The 15,734-nt window shown below is 30.6% G+C and carries 19 protein-coding genes and 1 riboswitch; of the genes, 8 read left to right on the top strand and 11 right to left on the bottom strand.

The annotated features are described in order from the left end of the window. Positions 1-199 precede the first annotated feature (199 nt). On the top strand, positions 200-676 hold the full coding sequence (locus CD035_RS11870) for a sigma-70 family RNA polymerase sigma factor (protein ID WP_048539529.1): 477 nt from the start codon (positions 200-202) through the stop codon (positions 674-676). 74 nt (positions 677-750) lie between these two features. After that, positions 751-1,239, top strand: a complete 489-nt coding sequence (locus CD035_RS11865; protein WP_229412551.1) for a competence protein ComK — start codon at positions 751-753, stop codon at positions 1,237-1,239. Between the two features lie 25 nt (positions 1,240-1,264). Here the strand turns inward: CD035_RS11865 and CD035_RS11860 are convergent, their stop codons facing one another. After that, a complete protein-coding gene (locus CD035_RS11860) occupies positions 1,265-2,086 on the bottom strand; it encodes a DUF5996 family protein (protein ID WP_048539528.1) in 822 nt (273 codons plus the stop codon). Between the two features lie 24 nt (positions 2,087-2,110). Continuing rightward, positions 2,111-2,566, bottom strand: coding sequence for a hypothetical protein (locus CD035_RS11855; RefSeq protein ID WP_048539527.1), 456 nt, complete (start codon positions 2,564-2,566; stop codon positions 2,111-2,113). A gap of 97 nt (positions 2,567-2,663) precedes the next feature. Between CD035_RS11855 and CD035_RS11850 the strand changes: the two genes are divergently transcribed. Beyond that, positions 2,664-3,335: a helix-turn-helix domain-containing protein gene (locus CD035_RS11850; protein ID WP_048539526.1), complete on the top strand. Its 672-nt coding sequence runs from the start codon at positions 2,664-2,666 to the stop codon at positions 3,333-3,335. Here the strand turns inward: CD035_RS11850 and CD035_RS11845 are convergent. After that, positions 3,326-3,958 (bottom strand): HAD family hydrolase, encoded by a 633-nt coding sequence (locus CD035_RS11845; RefSeq protein WP_048539525.1) that lies wholly within the window; start codon positions 3,956-3,958, stop codon positions 3,326-3,328. The genes CD035_RS11850 and CD035_RS11845 overlap by 10 nt on opposite strands. A 66-nt stretch (positions 3,959-4,024) precedes the next feature. Further along, positions 4,025-4,414: a hypothetical protein gene (locus tag CD035_RS11840; protein ID WP_048539524.1), complete on the bottom strand. Its 390-nt coding sequence runs from the start codon at positions 4,412-4,414 to the stop codon at positions 4,025-4,027. Positions 4,415-4,625: 211 nt separating this feature from the next. On the opposite strand from CD035_RS11840, the gene CD035_RS11835 reads away from it, so the two are divergent. Continuing rightward, a complete protein-coding gene (locus CD035_RS11835) occupies positions 4,626-5,975 on the top strand; it encodes a PepSY-associated TM helix domain-containing protein (RefSeq protein WP_048539523.1) in 1,350 nt (449 codons plus the stop codon). Positions 5,976-6,071: 96 nt separating this feature from the next. Here the strand turns inward: CD035_RS11835 and CD035_RS13980 are convergent, their stop codons facing one another. The 3 genes from CD035_RS13980 to CD035_RS11825 all read right to left on the bottom strand — a co-directional run bounded on the left by CD035_RS13980 (position 6,072) and on the right by CD035_RS11825 (position 8,222). Beyond that, positions 6,072-6,236, bottom strand: coding sequence for a hypothetical protein (locus CD035_RS13980; RefSeq protein WP_167401694.1), 165 nt, complete (start codon positions 6,234-6,236; stop codon positions 6,072-6,074). Positions 6,237-6,332: 96 nt separating this feature from the next. After that, positions 6,333-7,196 carry a cation diffusion facilitator family transporter gene (locus tag CD035_RS11830; protein WP_164960879.1) on the bottom strand — a complete coding sequence of 288 codons (864 nt, stop codon included), beginning with the start codon at positions 7,194-7,196 and terminating at the stop codon, positions 6,333-6,335. Positions 7,197-7,511: 315 nt separating this feature from the next. Further along, positions 7,512-8,222, bottom strand: a complete 711-nt coding sequence (locus CD035_RS11825) for a transaldolase (RefSeq protein ID WP_048539521.1) — start codon at positions 8,220-8,222, stop codon at positions 7,512-7,514. A 198-nt stretch (positions 8,223-8,420) separates the two neighbouring features. Between CD035_RS11825 and CD035_RS11820 the strand changes: the two genes are divergently transcribed. Genes CD035_RS11820 through CD035_RS11805 form a run of 4 tightly spaced genes read left to right on the top strand, consistent with a single transcriptional unit; the run spans position 8,421 to position 10,371 of the window. Further along, the gene (locus CD035_RS11820; protein ID WP_048539520.1) at positions 8,421-9,269 is read left to right on the top strand and encodes an MBL fold metallo-hydrolase; all 849 of its coding nucleotides are present in this window, start codon (positions 8,421-8,423) and stop codon (positions 9,267-9,269) included. 46 nt (positions 9,270-9,315) lie between these two features. Next, positions 9,316-9,618 carry a hypothetical protein gene (locus CD035_RS11815; protein ID WP_048539519.1) on the top strand — a complete coding sequence of 101 codons (303 nt, stop codon included), beginning with the start codon at positions 9,316-9,318 and terminating at the stop codon, positions 9,616-9,618. A 43-nt stretch (positions 9,619-9,661) separates the two neighbouring features. Next, on the top strand, positions 9,662-10,027 hold the full coding sequence (gene crcB, locus CD035_RS11810; protein WP_048539518.1) for a fluoride efflux transporter CrcB: 366 nt from the start codon (positions 9,662-9,664) through the stop codon (positions 10,025-10,027). After that, complete coding sequence (locus CD035_RS11805; RefSeq protein WP_048539517.1) at positions 10,024-10,371, top strand: fluoride efflux transporter FluC; 348 nt, start codon at positions 10,024-10,026, stop codon at positions 10,369-10,371. The genes crcB and CD035_RS11805 overlap by 4 nt, the downstream gene beginning before the upstream one ends. An 89-nt stretch (positions 10,372-10,460) precedes the next feature. Here CD035_RS11805 and CD035_RS11800 read toward each other — a convergent pair whose 3' ends face one another. From CD035_RS11800 to metK, 4 genes are all read right to left on the bottom strand, one after another. After that, on the bottom strand, positions 10,461-11,303 hold the full coding sequence (locus CD035_RS11800) for an aldo/keto reductase (protein WP_048539516.1): 843 nt from the start codon (positions 11,301-11,303) through the stop codon (positions 10,461-10,463). 28 nt (positions 11,304-11,331) lie between these two features. Next, entirely contained in the window at positions 11,332-12,714 is a 1,383-nt protein-coding gene (locus CD035_RS11795) for an NAD-dependent succinate-semialdehyde dehydrogenase (RefSeq protein WP_048539515.1), read from the bottom strand. Between the two features lie 58 nt (positions 12,715-12,772). After that, positions 12,773-13,684 (bottom strand): nuclease-related domain-containing protein, encoded by a 912-nt coding sequence (locus CD035_RS11790; RefSeq protein ID WP_048539514.1) that lies wholly within the window; start codon positions 13,682-13,684, stop codon positions 12,773-12,775. A 560-nt stretch (positions 13,685-14,244) separates the two neighbouring features. After that, positions 14,245-15,438: a methionine adenosyltransferase gene (metK, locus tag CD035_RS11785; protein ID WP_048539513.1), complete on the bottom strand. Its 1,194-nt coding sequence runs from the start codon at positions 15,436-15,438 to the stop codon at positions 14,245-14,247. Between the two features lie 103 nt (positions 15,439-15,541). Further along, positions 15,542-15,653: riboswitch (SAM riboswitch) on the bottom strand. Positions 15,654-15,734: the final 81 nt, after the last annotated feature.

Below are 15,734 nucleotides of genomic sequence, written 5' to 3'. Positions count from 1 at the left end.
GTAAATCATTTCAATCTATGTTTTTATAAGTTATTTTTAAAGATAAAGTCTTTATTTTTCAAAATAATCTCATGAATTATGGTATATTTTAAAGTTTGCTCTATTTTATGGTATATTGTTAATTTTTAATGTACTTCTTAATTATTTACAATACGTTTATCCGGAAATAACCGTGTGCATGCTCACCAAAGAGGACAACATGAAACAACACAAATTTGAACATTACTATAACCAGTATAAAAATATGATTCATTATTTACTACAACGATATCAAATCAAATATGGTTACGAAGATTATTATCAACTATTATTAATTAAACTATGGACTGAAATAGAGCGTTATGATTTTTCAAAGACCGCTTCACTAGATAAATATTTATATACTAAATTAAAATATTACCTCATTGACTGTATAAGAAAACAAAGTAAAGATTCATATCGTATATTACCCACTTCAAATCATGAAATGTTAGATCAAAGCTTCATTCAAACTCATCAATTTGAAACGTTTAGTATGTTAGAAATTTTATCACAAGATGAACTCATGTGGTTAAAACTAACATTACAAGGTTTCTCAACCCAAGAAATTGCGATATATTTAAATAAAAGTGAATCCTCCATTAAGTATTATCGTAAAAATGCGCGACGTAAATTGAAATCACATTTTTTAATTTAATTACAAATATTTCTTCAAAAATTACAATATTTTTCCCAAAATTCAAGTAACATGTTATATAGGAGGTGCGACATATGACTTTGATCAATCCTAATATGACATTACTGAAATACTCTGATGATTCAGCTTATAGATTCCAAATTGAATATTTAAATCAATCAACTGTTTATACCAATCACTCTATCCCCTATCTTATTAATGACGCACTAAAAATTGAAGGGGCAAGTTTAAAATCAAGAGAACATTACGCTAAATATGTCTTAAACATTTCTAAACTTCTTCCCATTCTCATCTATGCCTCTGAAGATTTCGTATTATTTCCAACAAGCGCAAAATCTAACTATAATTATATGCTCATTAACAGCAAACACATTGTTCATATCGACGCATACAAACATTACACTAAATTGTTATTAATTAATCAGCAAACTAAAGTCATATATCATGAAAATCCTATAATCAGTAGGAAACTCGGTGAATCATTAAGACTCATTCAGTTTCAAAAGCATCATCTTTACAGTCAAAATCCTTCTGTAAATATTAAAAAAGTCGTTACGCACTAATTGCGTAACGGCTTTATTTGTCATTCTATATTAACTTGCTACTTACACCTGATAACAATGCTTGGTATGCACTATTAAAGAATGTCAGCAGTACTTCATCTCTTCTAATGATACTTTCTAAATCTTCTTCATAGATTAAAAAGCTTCCATCTTTCCCATTATATTCAGCATATGATGGCTCTACTTGTTTCAAGTTGATTTTATCTTGTTTAAAAGGATTAATCTTTATAATATAATAAGGAGACTCTCTATATTTATCTCCAAAGTAATAACAAAGTGATACAGTATACTCATCATTACCTTCTACATAAAAAATAGATGTTACATCAAATTTATCCCAAAACAAACCTGTTTTGACATCTTTAATATTTCTCGAATGTAAAAATTGATAATGATCATATTGAGCTTGCTGCATTAATCTTAATGCATGATATGCAGTCTTTGGATTAAAGATTCTTTCTTTATCGTCTTTATCTAGCGTTTTTTCATATGGAATATTATATGGCTTCGTATTGATTGTGATATCAATGCCGTTATCATGCAATGTATCAAATATAAATTGATAATATTCTTGAATCGTACGTCCTGATTTGACGATCATAGTTTCTTCTTTTTCATCTATTTTAACGACTATTAACTGATCAATTAAATCTAAGTTAATTTCAAATGTATGATTGTCCTTTTTTAATTCGCCTGTAGATAACCCAACTTGATTAACTGTTAACATGACGTGCTTATATAACGGTTCAGGTGTATTCACAGCTAAACAACATTTCCCCATAATTTGAACAATATATCTTATTGTTGCACGTGTATCACGCCATTCATCAAAATATAACAAGCTCATCTACAACACCCCCTAGTCAGTAATCTATGAAAATTCTTTAAATCTTCTAGCAATTAGCAAACGCCTTGTAAAGAATGCATTTACCCATTTGATACCTTTATAACCTATATAAAATAGTACAATACCTAAGACAAGATATAAGGCTTGTAATGTTATTGCTTCACCAATTGGTTTTGTAAAATATAAAGTAAATGTCCCCAATATCAACAAAGCAGCTGTTATTAAAATGCCTGCCATTAAGACATTTCCAAATAATAAGCCACCTAACGTAATCACTTTATACAAACTACTTGGTGGTGTTGCTTTATCAATAATTTCTTTTTCAACAAATTCATTCACAAATTTACTTGGTTTACTATATTCATCGATTAAATTTTTATCTGCATGATGGTTTAATTTTTCATGTGCTAAATTTTTTTCTTTTTTATTTATAAACCAAAGCTTTTTATAAACAATGGATTTATATTGTTCGTTATTCATTACACACCTCTAAAATTCATTAATATTTTAATTATAACATTAATCAAACTATACGTTGATTATTTTTCAAAATTGCTATATTGAAGGAGTGACAATGATGTTTAATTTTACTCTCAACCATATTTCATACGAAAATAAATGGATTTATCATAATGAAGACGCATCGATTATATATGTCACAAATGGTTATATCAATATTTTTTATCATACATCGAATTACGTAATGACATTGAATAAAGGATTTTTGTGCATTGTACCATTTGATGAATATAGTTTTATTTATGCAATTAATGGTCAAATATGTATACTTAATATTAATAAATTAATGGTATATACATTAGCTTCAAATATCTATGATTATTTCTTACTCAAAAATTTCTTTCCCATTATTCAAACTTACAAATTTGATAAAGTAAGTGATCACTTAAACATTCTTAACATACTTGCACCATATCATAAAGAACATTTAACGACGACCATTTCAAAGAGTATCATTACGTTATTAGATGATATTAAACAGCCACCCTATTCTAAAATTCCTATTAACGATTCTTATGTAAGTCATCACCATCACAATCAATATGGGCAATGTCATTTGTTTGAAGCTACTGTTGCACTTATATTCAATACAAATCAATCTATTTCAGACATAGCTATAGAATATGGTTTTTATGACCAAGCTCACTTTACAAAGGTCTTTAAAAATCACCGAAACATGACGCCGCTTCATTTTAGAAAAAGATACAATGTATATTCACATTATAAATAGCGATTGATAATTTCTCCTGCCTCTAAATTCTTCGCTAAAATATTTAATGAATCAAAATTCAAATCTTCTGTAATTTCATGCGTTATAACGATTACATCCATTCCAGCTTCTATTGCAGCTTGTGCACCATTCGTCGTATCTTCAATTGCTAAACACTTATCTGGTTCTACATTAAGATCATGTGCTGCTTGAATATATAATTCTGGATTGGGTTTAACAAACGCAACATCTTCACGCCCTTTTATAACATCGACATATTGATCCAATTCTAATCTTTGTACGTTAGGCATAATATGCGCTTTATAACTACTAGTTGCTATACCCATTTTTTTCTGGTTTTCACGACCATAATCTATTAATTCTTTGACCACTGGTTTTATAGGTAAAGATTTCGTACCTTCATAATGATCTTCAAACATCTCTTCTAAAGCTTTTTTCGAACCTAATGCATTTAATATTTTATCATTTAATTCTTCTGATACTGATCCGATAGAAGCTTTATATTCATCTAGACTTATCTTTTCGTTATTCTTTTGATCAATATGTTTATTTAGAGTATTAAATAAATTAATTTCTGTATCTATTATCGTACCATCAAAATCAAATATTATTGCATCGTACATGTTTAAACACTCCATTCTAAAAAATAAGAGACTAGGACTATTCTTAATCCCGGTCTCTTATTTTGATTATAAATCTTCTGATTTAAGTGTCAATTCTAAACGATCGATAATGTTCTCTAATTGAATTAAACTCAGTGATTTTTCCAGTGCAATGCGTTCTCTATTTGTCGCTAAATATTGCACGATTTCATGTAATGGAATAATGGATCCTTTTTGTGACCCGTTCTCTTCAATTATAAATAAACCATCTGACTCATTTAATTTTAATTCATCTTGTTTAGCATTAGATAAATCATTCTTGAAATATACTGAACCATGCGGAAAATCATGATACTTTCTCTCTTCTAAAGAAATAACAGCATCGTGTATATTCTCTTGATTTAATCCTGTGTAAAATTGATTAATAATTTGTGTACGATTATCGTTATCGTTGAATAATTTTAGGTTTGTTAACATAGTCATTCACCTCATCCCGTTGCTTATATTTTAACATTTTAAACTGAATATTTAGAGTATTTTATTATTACATTTTCAAGTCATTTATTACATAATTTTTTCGGTTTTCACGAAAGGTTCAAAAATTACGTCGTTTCCATATTGTAATTTATTCCAAAAAATAATAACGTTAAATAGAAGTTATACATTAATTGAAATAGAGGTTGAGTACATGAACAAAAGTTTTAATCCATTGAGACGTTTACATTTTTATGCAGCTTTCTTTATCACACCTTTATTATTAACACTCTCACTTACAGGTATTGGTTATTTATTTTATACAAATGTAGAAAATAATATTTACCATGATGAATTTTTTAAAGATAGCACTACGAAAGGTCATCAATCATTAGATGATGCTATTCAAGAAATTAGAGATGTATATAAAGGATACGACATTCAAAAAATTAGTATTATGGATGAGCCATACAATAACAGAGTTACAATCGGGAATGAAGATGGAGATTCACGCTATATTTTCTTGGATGAACATAACCAAAGAGTTGCAAACCAAAACGCTAAATATACATATTCCAACGTATTAAGAGAAACACATAGTTCTTTATTTGTTGGTGGTAGTTTTGTAAATTATTTAGTTGAGCTAGCCGCATGTTGGACAATTTTTATGATTATATCAGGTATTTATTTAACTTTTAAATCAAAAGCATTGAAAGCAACTAAAAAGAAATCATCATTCTTATTTAATAGAAGATTACACGCAATCATAGGACTTATTATTGCTATCCCTATTTTTATAATCGTATTAACTGGTCTGCCTTGGTCAGCATTTATGGGTAAACAAATTAACCAATTTGCCGAAGATCATCCAAAGCTCGGTTATTCAGCGTTAAAAGCTAACCCACCAGAATCAGAAGATAATGAATTACCTTGGGCAACGCGTACTAAGGAGAAACCTTCATCTAAAAAAGATCCACATGCAGAACATCATGGTTCTACCAGTAATGTAATTGGTACAGATGGACAACAAAGTTTAGAAAATATTATCGCAGATGCTGAAGAAAATGGCATTAAAAAGCCATTCTCTATCGTTTACCCTACTGATGAAAAAGGTGTATTTACCGTTTCGAAAAGTAGTAATACAGGCGTTACAGGATTAGATGTTCCACCTAAAGAGGAAACGACAGCATATTTCGATCAATACTCAGGTAAACTTTTAGATAAAGTAGATTATGATGATTATGGTATTATCGGTAAATGGTTCAGTTTCGGTATACCTTTACATGAAGGTCACCTATTTGGAACTGCAAATAAAATCATTAACCTATTAGTTTGTTTAGCCTTTATTGGCGGCATTACATTTGGTTTCTTATCATGGATGAAACGAAAGAAATCCAACTCATTTAGCGCACCAATAAGAACTAGTAATCAAGTTCCAATTGGACTCATTGTATTCTTAGTTATATTAGGAATCGCAATGCCATTATTCGGATTATCGCTAATTCCAGTCGCTATTATAGAATTCTTCTTATGGAAACGACATAAAAAATTAAATACATTATAAATTAATAAGCATATCACGCAACTGAAATTAAATTCAGATAACACGTGATATGCTTATTTTTACAAATATTTAAATGCATTCATATATTCATTAAACTTAGCTATTAGCTTCGTCATAATCATTACAAACTGCTTCAAGTAAGTGTCTTAAATCATAATCATCCATATCATCAGGCACTCTTACTTTTATAAGATGATTTTTATCAGTAATAACATGAAAATAATGATGGTCATTCTCATATCCTTTTCCTAGTATTTGCATGAATAACATCCCCTTAGATATTTATCAAACACTCATATACTAATAATATCATACTTATTTAATTTATTTTAATATTTTAATTTCATAATAAATTGATTACAAGTTGGGCTCAGGATGAACATAAGAAGAATATGCGCCTGCTTCTTTTAATTGTTGTTCAACTAAATCACAAATATCATGGGCTTCATCTAGGGTTAAATCTTTATCGACAATGATCGTTACATCAAGAAAGACACTATTACCATGATAACGCCCTTTTATAGACGGTACGTCTAATACGCCCTCTATATTTTCAATTTCTTCTATATAATTATTTAAATCTTTTTCATGAAAACCATCACTCAACGTGAATATCGATTCTTTAAAAATCGTAAAACCAGTATAAACAATAATAAAGCCTAGAATGACAGCAAGTATAATATCAATTATAGGTAGACCAAACTGTGTAAATATAAGACCAATACCAGTACCGATGCTGACTAACGCATCAGACAGATTGTCTTTTGCTGCTGATTTTAATGATGTACTTTTAGTTTTAATCGCTAACTTCCAATTAAATAAATATACTAAAATCATTATAATACCACTTATAAAACTGACCCATATTGTCAGTGTGCTAGGTTCACTATAGTCACCTTGAAGTAATTTAGGAATGTTGCTAGAAATAACTTCTATCCCAACAAACATAATGATAAAAGATACAATCAAAGTTGTAATATTTTCAGTCTTCATATGTCCGTAAGGGTGATTTTTATCAGCAGGTTTGATTGAAATCTTCAAACCTATAAGTACTGCCACAGAAACAAATATATCTGTTAAGTTGTTTAAACTATCCGCCTTTAATGCAGATGAATTATAAGTTGTACCAACTACAAATTTCAAAATAGAAAGAATAATATAAGTAACCAAACTTATATATGCGCCACGTTGTGCAATTCTCAAATTATTTGCCATTTCCAACACTCCAATTTTTTCACTGAAATATGATTATATAACAAAATTTGAGACAAGTTAATGAATTAGTTATCGTAAAATAATATAAATTAATTCGCATATTTATGTTTTAGGTATACCTATATTTCAAATACATATTCTCTTATAATATATTATTAATATATCTAAAAATTTTCAATATATGTTCTTATGATATTTGTTACTATGGACGCCCTTAGTTACACTTCGCCCGACTTTTCTAACGCCTAAAAATCATTTTTCTTAGCAAACTAAAAACCCAGCAAAGTTAGATAACTTCGCTGGGTTTGATGAACTTTATTCTTATAAAATGCTTAATCCGCTTGCTTTAATATCTTTAGCAAATCCTTGAACTGTATCAACAGATAATTCATTAATATCTCTTCCGATATTTGGTACTTTTGCTACCACATCTTTAGGACAAGTAATGATATCTACGCCGATTTCGTCTGCTTGAATAACATTAAATAATTCACGGCAACTTGCCCATAATAATTTAACGCCCTCTTTACTATGACAAACTTTTTCTGCTTCTTTCATTAATGGTAGTGGATCTACACCTGTATCAGCAATTCTACCTGCGAATACAGAAACATATGTTTCAACACCTGGTTTAATTGCTTCTACTATTTCTTTAACTTGTTCAATTGTATAAACAGCAGTGACATTAACTTTAACATCATTTTCTGATAATTTTTTAATTAAAGGAATCATTGATTCACCTTTTGTATTTACAACAGGAATTTTGACAAATACGTTTTCACCATATTGTTTTAAAATTTCTGCTTCTTTAGCCATTGTTTCTATATCATCTGCAAATACTTCAAATGAAATCGAAGCATCTGGTATTGCTTTAACCACATCTTCAGCAAATGTTTTATAATCCGTTACACCTGCTTTTTTCATTAAACTTGGATTTGTTGTAAAACCATCAACTTCTTTATTCTGATAGGCTTGTTTCATTTCTTCAATGTCCGCACCATCAGCAAAAACTTGTACTTTAAGATTACTCATGAATTTCATTCCTTTCTACTTGTTGTGCATTTATCGTACCATAATTTGCAATCGCTTACTAAACTATTTGATTAAAACAACAATATCCAAGTTATTTTAAATGTATTTTGAAGTGCTTTATGGCATAATAAGAATTAATAATAATCAAATAATATTTTTTAAGTAATATAAATATAATTGCTTAGGTGGTGTATTTTGATGGCTGATAATATAGAAACAATAAAGCATTTCAAACTTTATACGACTGGTTCATTTTTAGGTGACGAAGCAGTCATCAATAATAGCCCTACGAGCCGAGTTGAGCGGTACTATATTTTTTCCTATTATTTAGAAATTAACGATTTCAAAATACTCATTAACACAGGCTTTTCAGAACATGTTAAACCAAGTACTGATTTAAAAACTTTAAAATTATTTCGCAGACAAGACTATAAAGTGTATGAAACTTTACCAAGCCAATTATTAAAAGACCATATACACCCAGATGAAATTGATTATTGTATTATCACAAACTTTTCAAGCCATCATCTCGGTTATTTAAACGCATTTAAAAATGCAACTATCATAACCTCAAGTGAAGCTTATCATGATTTTATTACACAACAAGTTTCCAACAACAACCTTCAATTAAGCTTTCATGTTATGCCAAATAACTTTAAAGAACGCATTGAATTTGTAGAAGATTTTGTACAAACTGAACATCCTATTTTGGGTAAAGGATATAAAGTCTTTAATCAAGATGCATTAGTTAGTTTTGATTTGCCAGGAGCCATGCCAGGTCAATTCGGCTTAATGATGACATTCTCTAATTTAATGATTTTTATGTGTAGCGATGCCGCATGGTGCCGTTCAAATATTCAAAAGAATGACCTTCCTACTAAAAGATTGTTGCGCAAAGCATACAACGGCGAACTTTTCATTGAAACCCATTTAAAGCTTATTGATTTAAAAGAAAATGCGAATACCTCTCTTTTCATCATTCCTAGTCATTGTAAAAAAATGGACGACTTTGAAGAAGTAATGGAATTATTAGATGCAATAAAATAATTTATGTGATAACATAAACGATTATACGGAATTTTTGGAGGGCATCATGGATAAAGCTAAACGCTATTTTTATATATCAATTATACTTATTATTATTAGTTTATTTTTAAGTGCACAAAATCCACTTTTAGAAACGATGTTTGGATCTTTAGTTTCGCTCGTACTAATAAGTAGTATTTTAAACGGTATTTTATTATTAATTGCTGTCTTTACAACTGATAAGTCAATTAAATATCAAACTGATAAACACTCAACGCTTTCAAAATTGAATAAACTAATACCAATCGTTTTATTCATCGTCATTTTATATCATATTGTCGTTATAATAAGATTTTTCGGAATAATTTAAGGGAAACATAATGTTTCCTTTTTTTAATGAGGAGGTTTATTAAATGGTATATTTAGCAATATTTTTAGGCGGTGCTATAGGTGGAGGGCTAAGATATTTAGTTTCGTTAACGATCACTAATGACGCCTTCCCATTCTCCACATTGACTGTTAACGTAATCGGAGCACTTTTAATGGGTATATTCTCTACATATTTTATTAGCTATTTCAATTTACACCCAAATATTAAAAAATTAATAACAACAGGCTTCTTAGGTGCTTTAACAACCTATTCATCTTTAAGCTTAGAAACAGTCGAGCTACTAGAACGTGGACATATATTAGTTGCAGGTACTTATTTACTCGTTAGTTTACTTCTAGGTTTCATATTTATTGCAATAGGTTATAGGAAAGGAACTGACCAAGCGTGACGTTATTATATATTATGATAAGTTCAGGTATAGGTGCACTTTGCAGAAATTTAGTGAATGAATTCTTCACTAAACTGTATACAAACCACTTCCCAATCGCTACTTTAACAGTCAACGTAATTGGTAGCCTTATAATTGGATTTGCCGCTCAATATTTAAATGACGATTCTTATTCATATGCAATTATCGCAATAGGCTTTTGCGGTGGATTTACAACATTCTCTACTCACTTTTTAGAAATTTATGAACGATACTTATTAAAATCATATAAAATGATGACTATTTATATTGTATCTACAATCATACTATCAATCGGAGCATGTTATTTAGGATATCACTTATAAAATCACTTACGTAAAAAGTTCATTTAAATCTAAGACAAAATAAAAAGGACTGATAAGAATAAATTTTCTTATCAGTCCTTTTGTGTTAATTATTGACCAGTAAAGACTTCTGGGTCTGGTCCGATTCTTTCGTCTTTATTTAAAGCATTTAATCTTGAAAGTTGATCTTCTGATAACTCAAAATCAAATACGTTTAAGTTTTCTTCGATTCTTGATGGTGTTACTGATTTAGGAATAACAACAATATTTTCATCAATATTCCATCTTATAATAACTTGAGCTGGTGTTCTATCTAACTCATTTGCAATTTCTTTTACAACTTCGTCTTCCAGTATTTGTCCATTCATTAAAGGAGACCATGATTGTGCAACAATTTTTTGTGCTTCTAAATACGCTCTTAATTCTTTTTGAGTTAAGTATGGGTGACATTCTATTTGATTAATAACTGGTTTAATAGAAGCTTCTTGTAATAATTCTTCTAAATGATGTACATGGAAGTTACTTACACCAATGTTTTTAATTTTACCTTCATTGTATAAATCTTCCATAGCTTTCCATGTTTCAGTGATAAGATCTTTATCTTGACCTGGCCAATGGATTAAATATAAATCTACATAATCTAAACCTAATCTTTTTAAAGATGCTTCATAGGCTGATTGAACATTCTCTCTACCGTAATCTGTCATCCAAAGTTTAGTTGTAATAAATAAATCTTCTCTATTTAATCCAGTTGCTTCTAATCCTTCTTTGATACCTTGTCCGACTTTTTCTTCGTTGTGATAAGTTTGAGCAGTATCTATATGTCTATAACCACTTATAATAGCATGTTTAACCGCTTCTCTACATTCATCATTATTTTCTACTCTGAATGTCCCTAAGCCTAAAGCTGGTATAGAATTTCCGTTGTAAAACTCAATTATTTTCTGTGTCATTTTACTGCCTCCTAATTTTAGACGATACTTAAATTAAAATTGAAACAACTTTAGTTTCTAAATATGGTTCAATACCTTCTGAACCACCTTCTCTACCAAATCCACTTTCCTTCATTCCACCGAATGGAATATGAGCTGCACTTGGTCCACCATCGTTCCAACCAATTACACCATAATCTAAGTTCTCATACAACTTTATACCATTACTATAGTTTTCAGTAAAGAAATATGCTGCCAAACCAAATGGTGTATCGTTTGCTTTTATGATAACTTCATCTAAATCTTTATAAGTTTGAATTGGTGCTACTGGTCCGAATGTTTCTTCTACCATTATTTTCATATCGTCTGAAACGTCAGATAGAACAGTTGGTGTAATAAAATAACCACCATCTTTATAGCTATCCCCTCCAGTAATCACACGTGCGCCTTTACTTGTTGCATCTTCAATATGAGATTTAATTTTTTCAAAACCATCTACGTTAATAACAGGACCTATATCTGTTGATTCATCTTGTCCATCGCCTACTTTTAATTTACTGACCTCTGTTCTGAGCGCATCTTCAAACGCGTCTTTAATAGATTCTTGTACGTAAATTCTATTTGCACATACACAAGTTTGTCCTGCATTTCTGAATTTAGATGCAATTGTTCCTTGAACTGCTTTATCTATATTTGCATCTTCGTGAACAATTAAAGGTGCATGACCACCTAATTCAAGCGTTACTTTCTTCAATGTCGAACTAGATTGTTCCATTAATTGCTTACCTACAGGCGTTGAACCTGTATAAGTAATTTTTGAAATTAAAGGATGCTTTGTGAAAATTGCACCGACGTCTTTACCTGAACCATTTACATATTGGATAACACTTTGATCAAATCCTGCTTCATGTGCAAGATCAACTAATTTCATTGTTGTAAGAGGTGTATCTTGTGCTGGCTTACATATAAATGTACACCCTGCTGCTAATGCTGGTGCTGCTTTTCTAGTCATCATCGCTGCTGGGAAGTTCCAAGGTGTTATGCTCGCTACAACGCCAACAGGTGCACGTGTAACGATGAGTCGTTTGTTATCAACATGTTCTGGAATAGTTCTACCATAAGTACGTTTAGCTTCTTCAGCAAACCATAATATATAATCTGACGCATATTTTACTTCACCTAAAGCTTCTTTTAATGGCTTCCCACTTTCTTTTGTCATAATTAAGGCAATTTCTTCTTTATTTTCGAGAATCAATTCATACCATTTATATAACAATGCACTACGTTCATGAGCTGGTTTCTTTTTGTATGTTTGAAAAGCATCATGTGCCTTTTCAATCTTGCTGTTAATATCTTCTTCCGTATTGTTTTTAATCGTTTCGATTACTTCACCAGTTGCAGGATTTTTAACTTCAAAATTTTCTTTTACCATACTTATAACCACCTTTTTAGTATAAAAATAGCGCTACATAATATGCAGCGCTTAGTTATTACGGGTTAAACTTTTCAATTTCATCCATAATTCTCTCAAGGTCTTCCACACTATATTGGAATCTACCATGAAATACAAATTTATTAAAGAAGTGTTGAAGTTGTTTTTCACCAACTAACACTTTAATGTTAGGGTCTTGTGAATAATTACTGATAGTTGCTTCACTTACTTCATTTGGATGGAAGTAAATAATAGGTGTCGGTGTATATTTAAGTTCTAACTGCCTTTGTAATTCTTCAGTTGTATTATCAACTTCTTTAACTTCATTAGTATATGAATGAAAAGCTGCAGTTTTATTATTTGGTTGTTTTTCAAGTAATAACGTTTGTTCTTTGTTTGGGTTTAAATCCAATGTTTCAAAGACTTGTCCTAATACTGGAAAATCACTAAACTGCTGTTCTGTAATACCGTGATAGATATGACCACTTACTAAATTAGAGTCAATTACATAAATACCCGTTCTTGTTAAGACTAAATGATCTATTTGTCGAACTTTACCTAATGGATCTTTAGGTAAGAAGATGTTAGCCATAATATGCATGTCTTCAGGTCTGATACGACGTTCATTTACAAGTTGGTCTCTTAACTCTAACAAGTGTCTATCAGTTATATATTCCCCTTCATTCTTAGAAAATAACTTTAATGAGTCAATTTCTCTTTCTTTTTGTGAAATTGCTTCTTGATGTGTTTCTTCTTGTTTCGTTAGAACCTTTTTATTTTCAACTCTTTCATGATCTAACTTTTCTTTATGTTCAGATTTAAGCGTCTCATTTTCTTTTTTATGAGCTTCTTGAATCTTATTCAAAGATTTTTGTTTCTGTTTTAATGAAACAAAGAATAATATAATAAATAGTATCGCAATGACGACCGCTGCGATTAATCCATAATGAATCGGTTCTAATTGACTCATAATTGTAGATCGCTCCCTTTCATATGTATTAATTCCATTATAGTAAAAATTACAAATAAATTCAGTATATATCATGAAATATATTGATAACATAACGTAATTTCTTATACTTCATACATTTGAGTAGTTAAACCACACTTTAATAGTAAATATTTTATGAATATATAGCGGATTGCTGTTACAAAACTTGCATGAATTGTAATTATGAGCGTTGTTGTGAACACTTCAGGCCAAACTTGTCCATAACGGGGGCGTTAATTACAAAAGTCAGCTGAAGTGTTACTATGGGCGTCTATAATTACAAAAGTCGGCTGAAATGTTACTATGGACCGCCTTAATTACAAAACTACTTAGAAGTGTTAATACCGGTATCCTTATTTGCACTTCTAATCAAAACTGCTAATAACAACCTCAGTATTTGCACTTCTAACTAAAACTGCTAATAACGACCCCAGTATTTGCACTTCTAACCAAAACTGCTAATAACACCCCAACTTCCTTCTAAAATAAAATAAAAACTCTGCATAAATCCCGTAAGATTCTATACAGAGCGTAATTGTTTATTTTAATAAGTCTTTTAATAAATCTACTTTATCTAATTGTTCCCATGGTAATTGAACATCTGTTCTACCGAAGTGACCGTATGCTGCTGTCTTTTTGTAGATTGGTTGTCTTAAATTCAACATTTGAATAATGCCTGCTGGTCTTAAATCAAATACTTCTCTTATTTTTTCTACTAATACAGTTTCTTCTACTTTACCTGTACCAAAAGTATCTATTGAAATGGATACTGGTTGTGCTACTCCAATTGCATATGCTAATTGGACTTCACATTTATCTGCTAATCCACTTGCTACTATATTCTTAGCAACATATCTAGCAGCGTATGCACCTGATCTATCTACTTTAGTAGGATCTTTACCACTGAAACATCCTCCGCCGTGTCTTGCATAACCACCGTATGTATCTACAATGATTTTTCTACCTGTTAATCCAGCATCTCCTTGTGGTCCACCAATTACAAATCTACCTGTTGGATTGATAAAGAATTTAGTTTCTTCATCTAATAATTCTTTAGGTACGATTGGATAGATAACATGATCTTTAATATCTTGTTGAATTTTTTCTAATTCAATTTTTTCATGATGTTGTGAAGAAATAACGATTGTATCTACTCTTACTGGTTTGTCATTTTCGTCATATTCAACTGTTACTTGTGTCTTACCATCTGGACGTAAATATTCTAAAGTACCGTCTTTACGTACATCTGTTAATTTCTTCGCAAGTTGGTGAGCTAAATATCCTGGTAAAGGCATGTATGTTTCCGTTTCATTTGTAGCAAAACCAAACATAAGACCTTGGTCACCTGCACCAATTGATTCTATTTCTCTATCTGATAAATCATCTCTATCTTCTAGTGCGCAATCTACACCTTGTGCAATATCTGGTGATTGCTCATCAATAGCAGTTAAAATCGCCATCGTTTGGAAATCATAACCATACTTCGCTCTTGTGTATCCTATATCTTTTACTGTTTGTCTAACTACTTTGGGGATATCTACATATGTTGAAGTAGAAATTTCACCTGCAATTAAAGCCATACCAGTTGTTACTGTTGTTTCACAAGCGACTCTTGCTTTAGGATCGCCTTTTAATAATTCATCCAGGATAGCATCGGAAATTTGGTCCGCAATTTTATCTGGATGCCCTTCTGTTACTGATTCTGATGTGAAGAGTCTTCTATTCTTTGACATAAAAAATCTCCTTTAAATAAAGTTGTACGGTCTCTTCCTCAGCGCAAATAAAAAGTGCCCTCTCTCAATAAAGATATAGAGAGAAGGCACACTCGTCCATTCGCTCTTATCGTTCAGACAATATTGGTCTGCAAACGGTTTGGCACCTTTCTTTCATTAGAAAGAGGTTGCTGGGTTTCATTGGGTCCATGTCCCTCCACCACTCAGGATAAGAGAATCCGTCAGAAATGATAATACTAAAGTTTTCATAATATGTCAATGGAACGAAACACATTCAAATTTCCAAAAATTTTTTA

This window comes from Mammaliicoccus sciuri, from assembly GCF_002901825.1.
Lineage (GTDB): Bacteria > Bacillota > Bacilli > Staphylococcales > Staphylococcaceae > Mammaliicoccus > Mammaliicoccus sciuri.
This window is presented reverse-complemented; position numbering and strand designations above follow the sequence as displayed.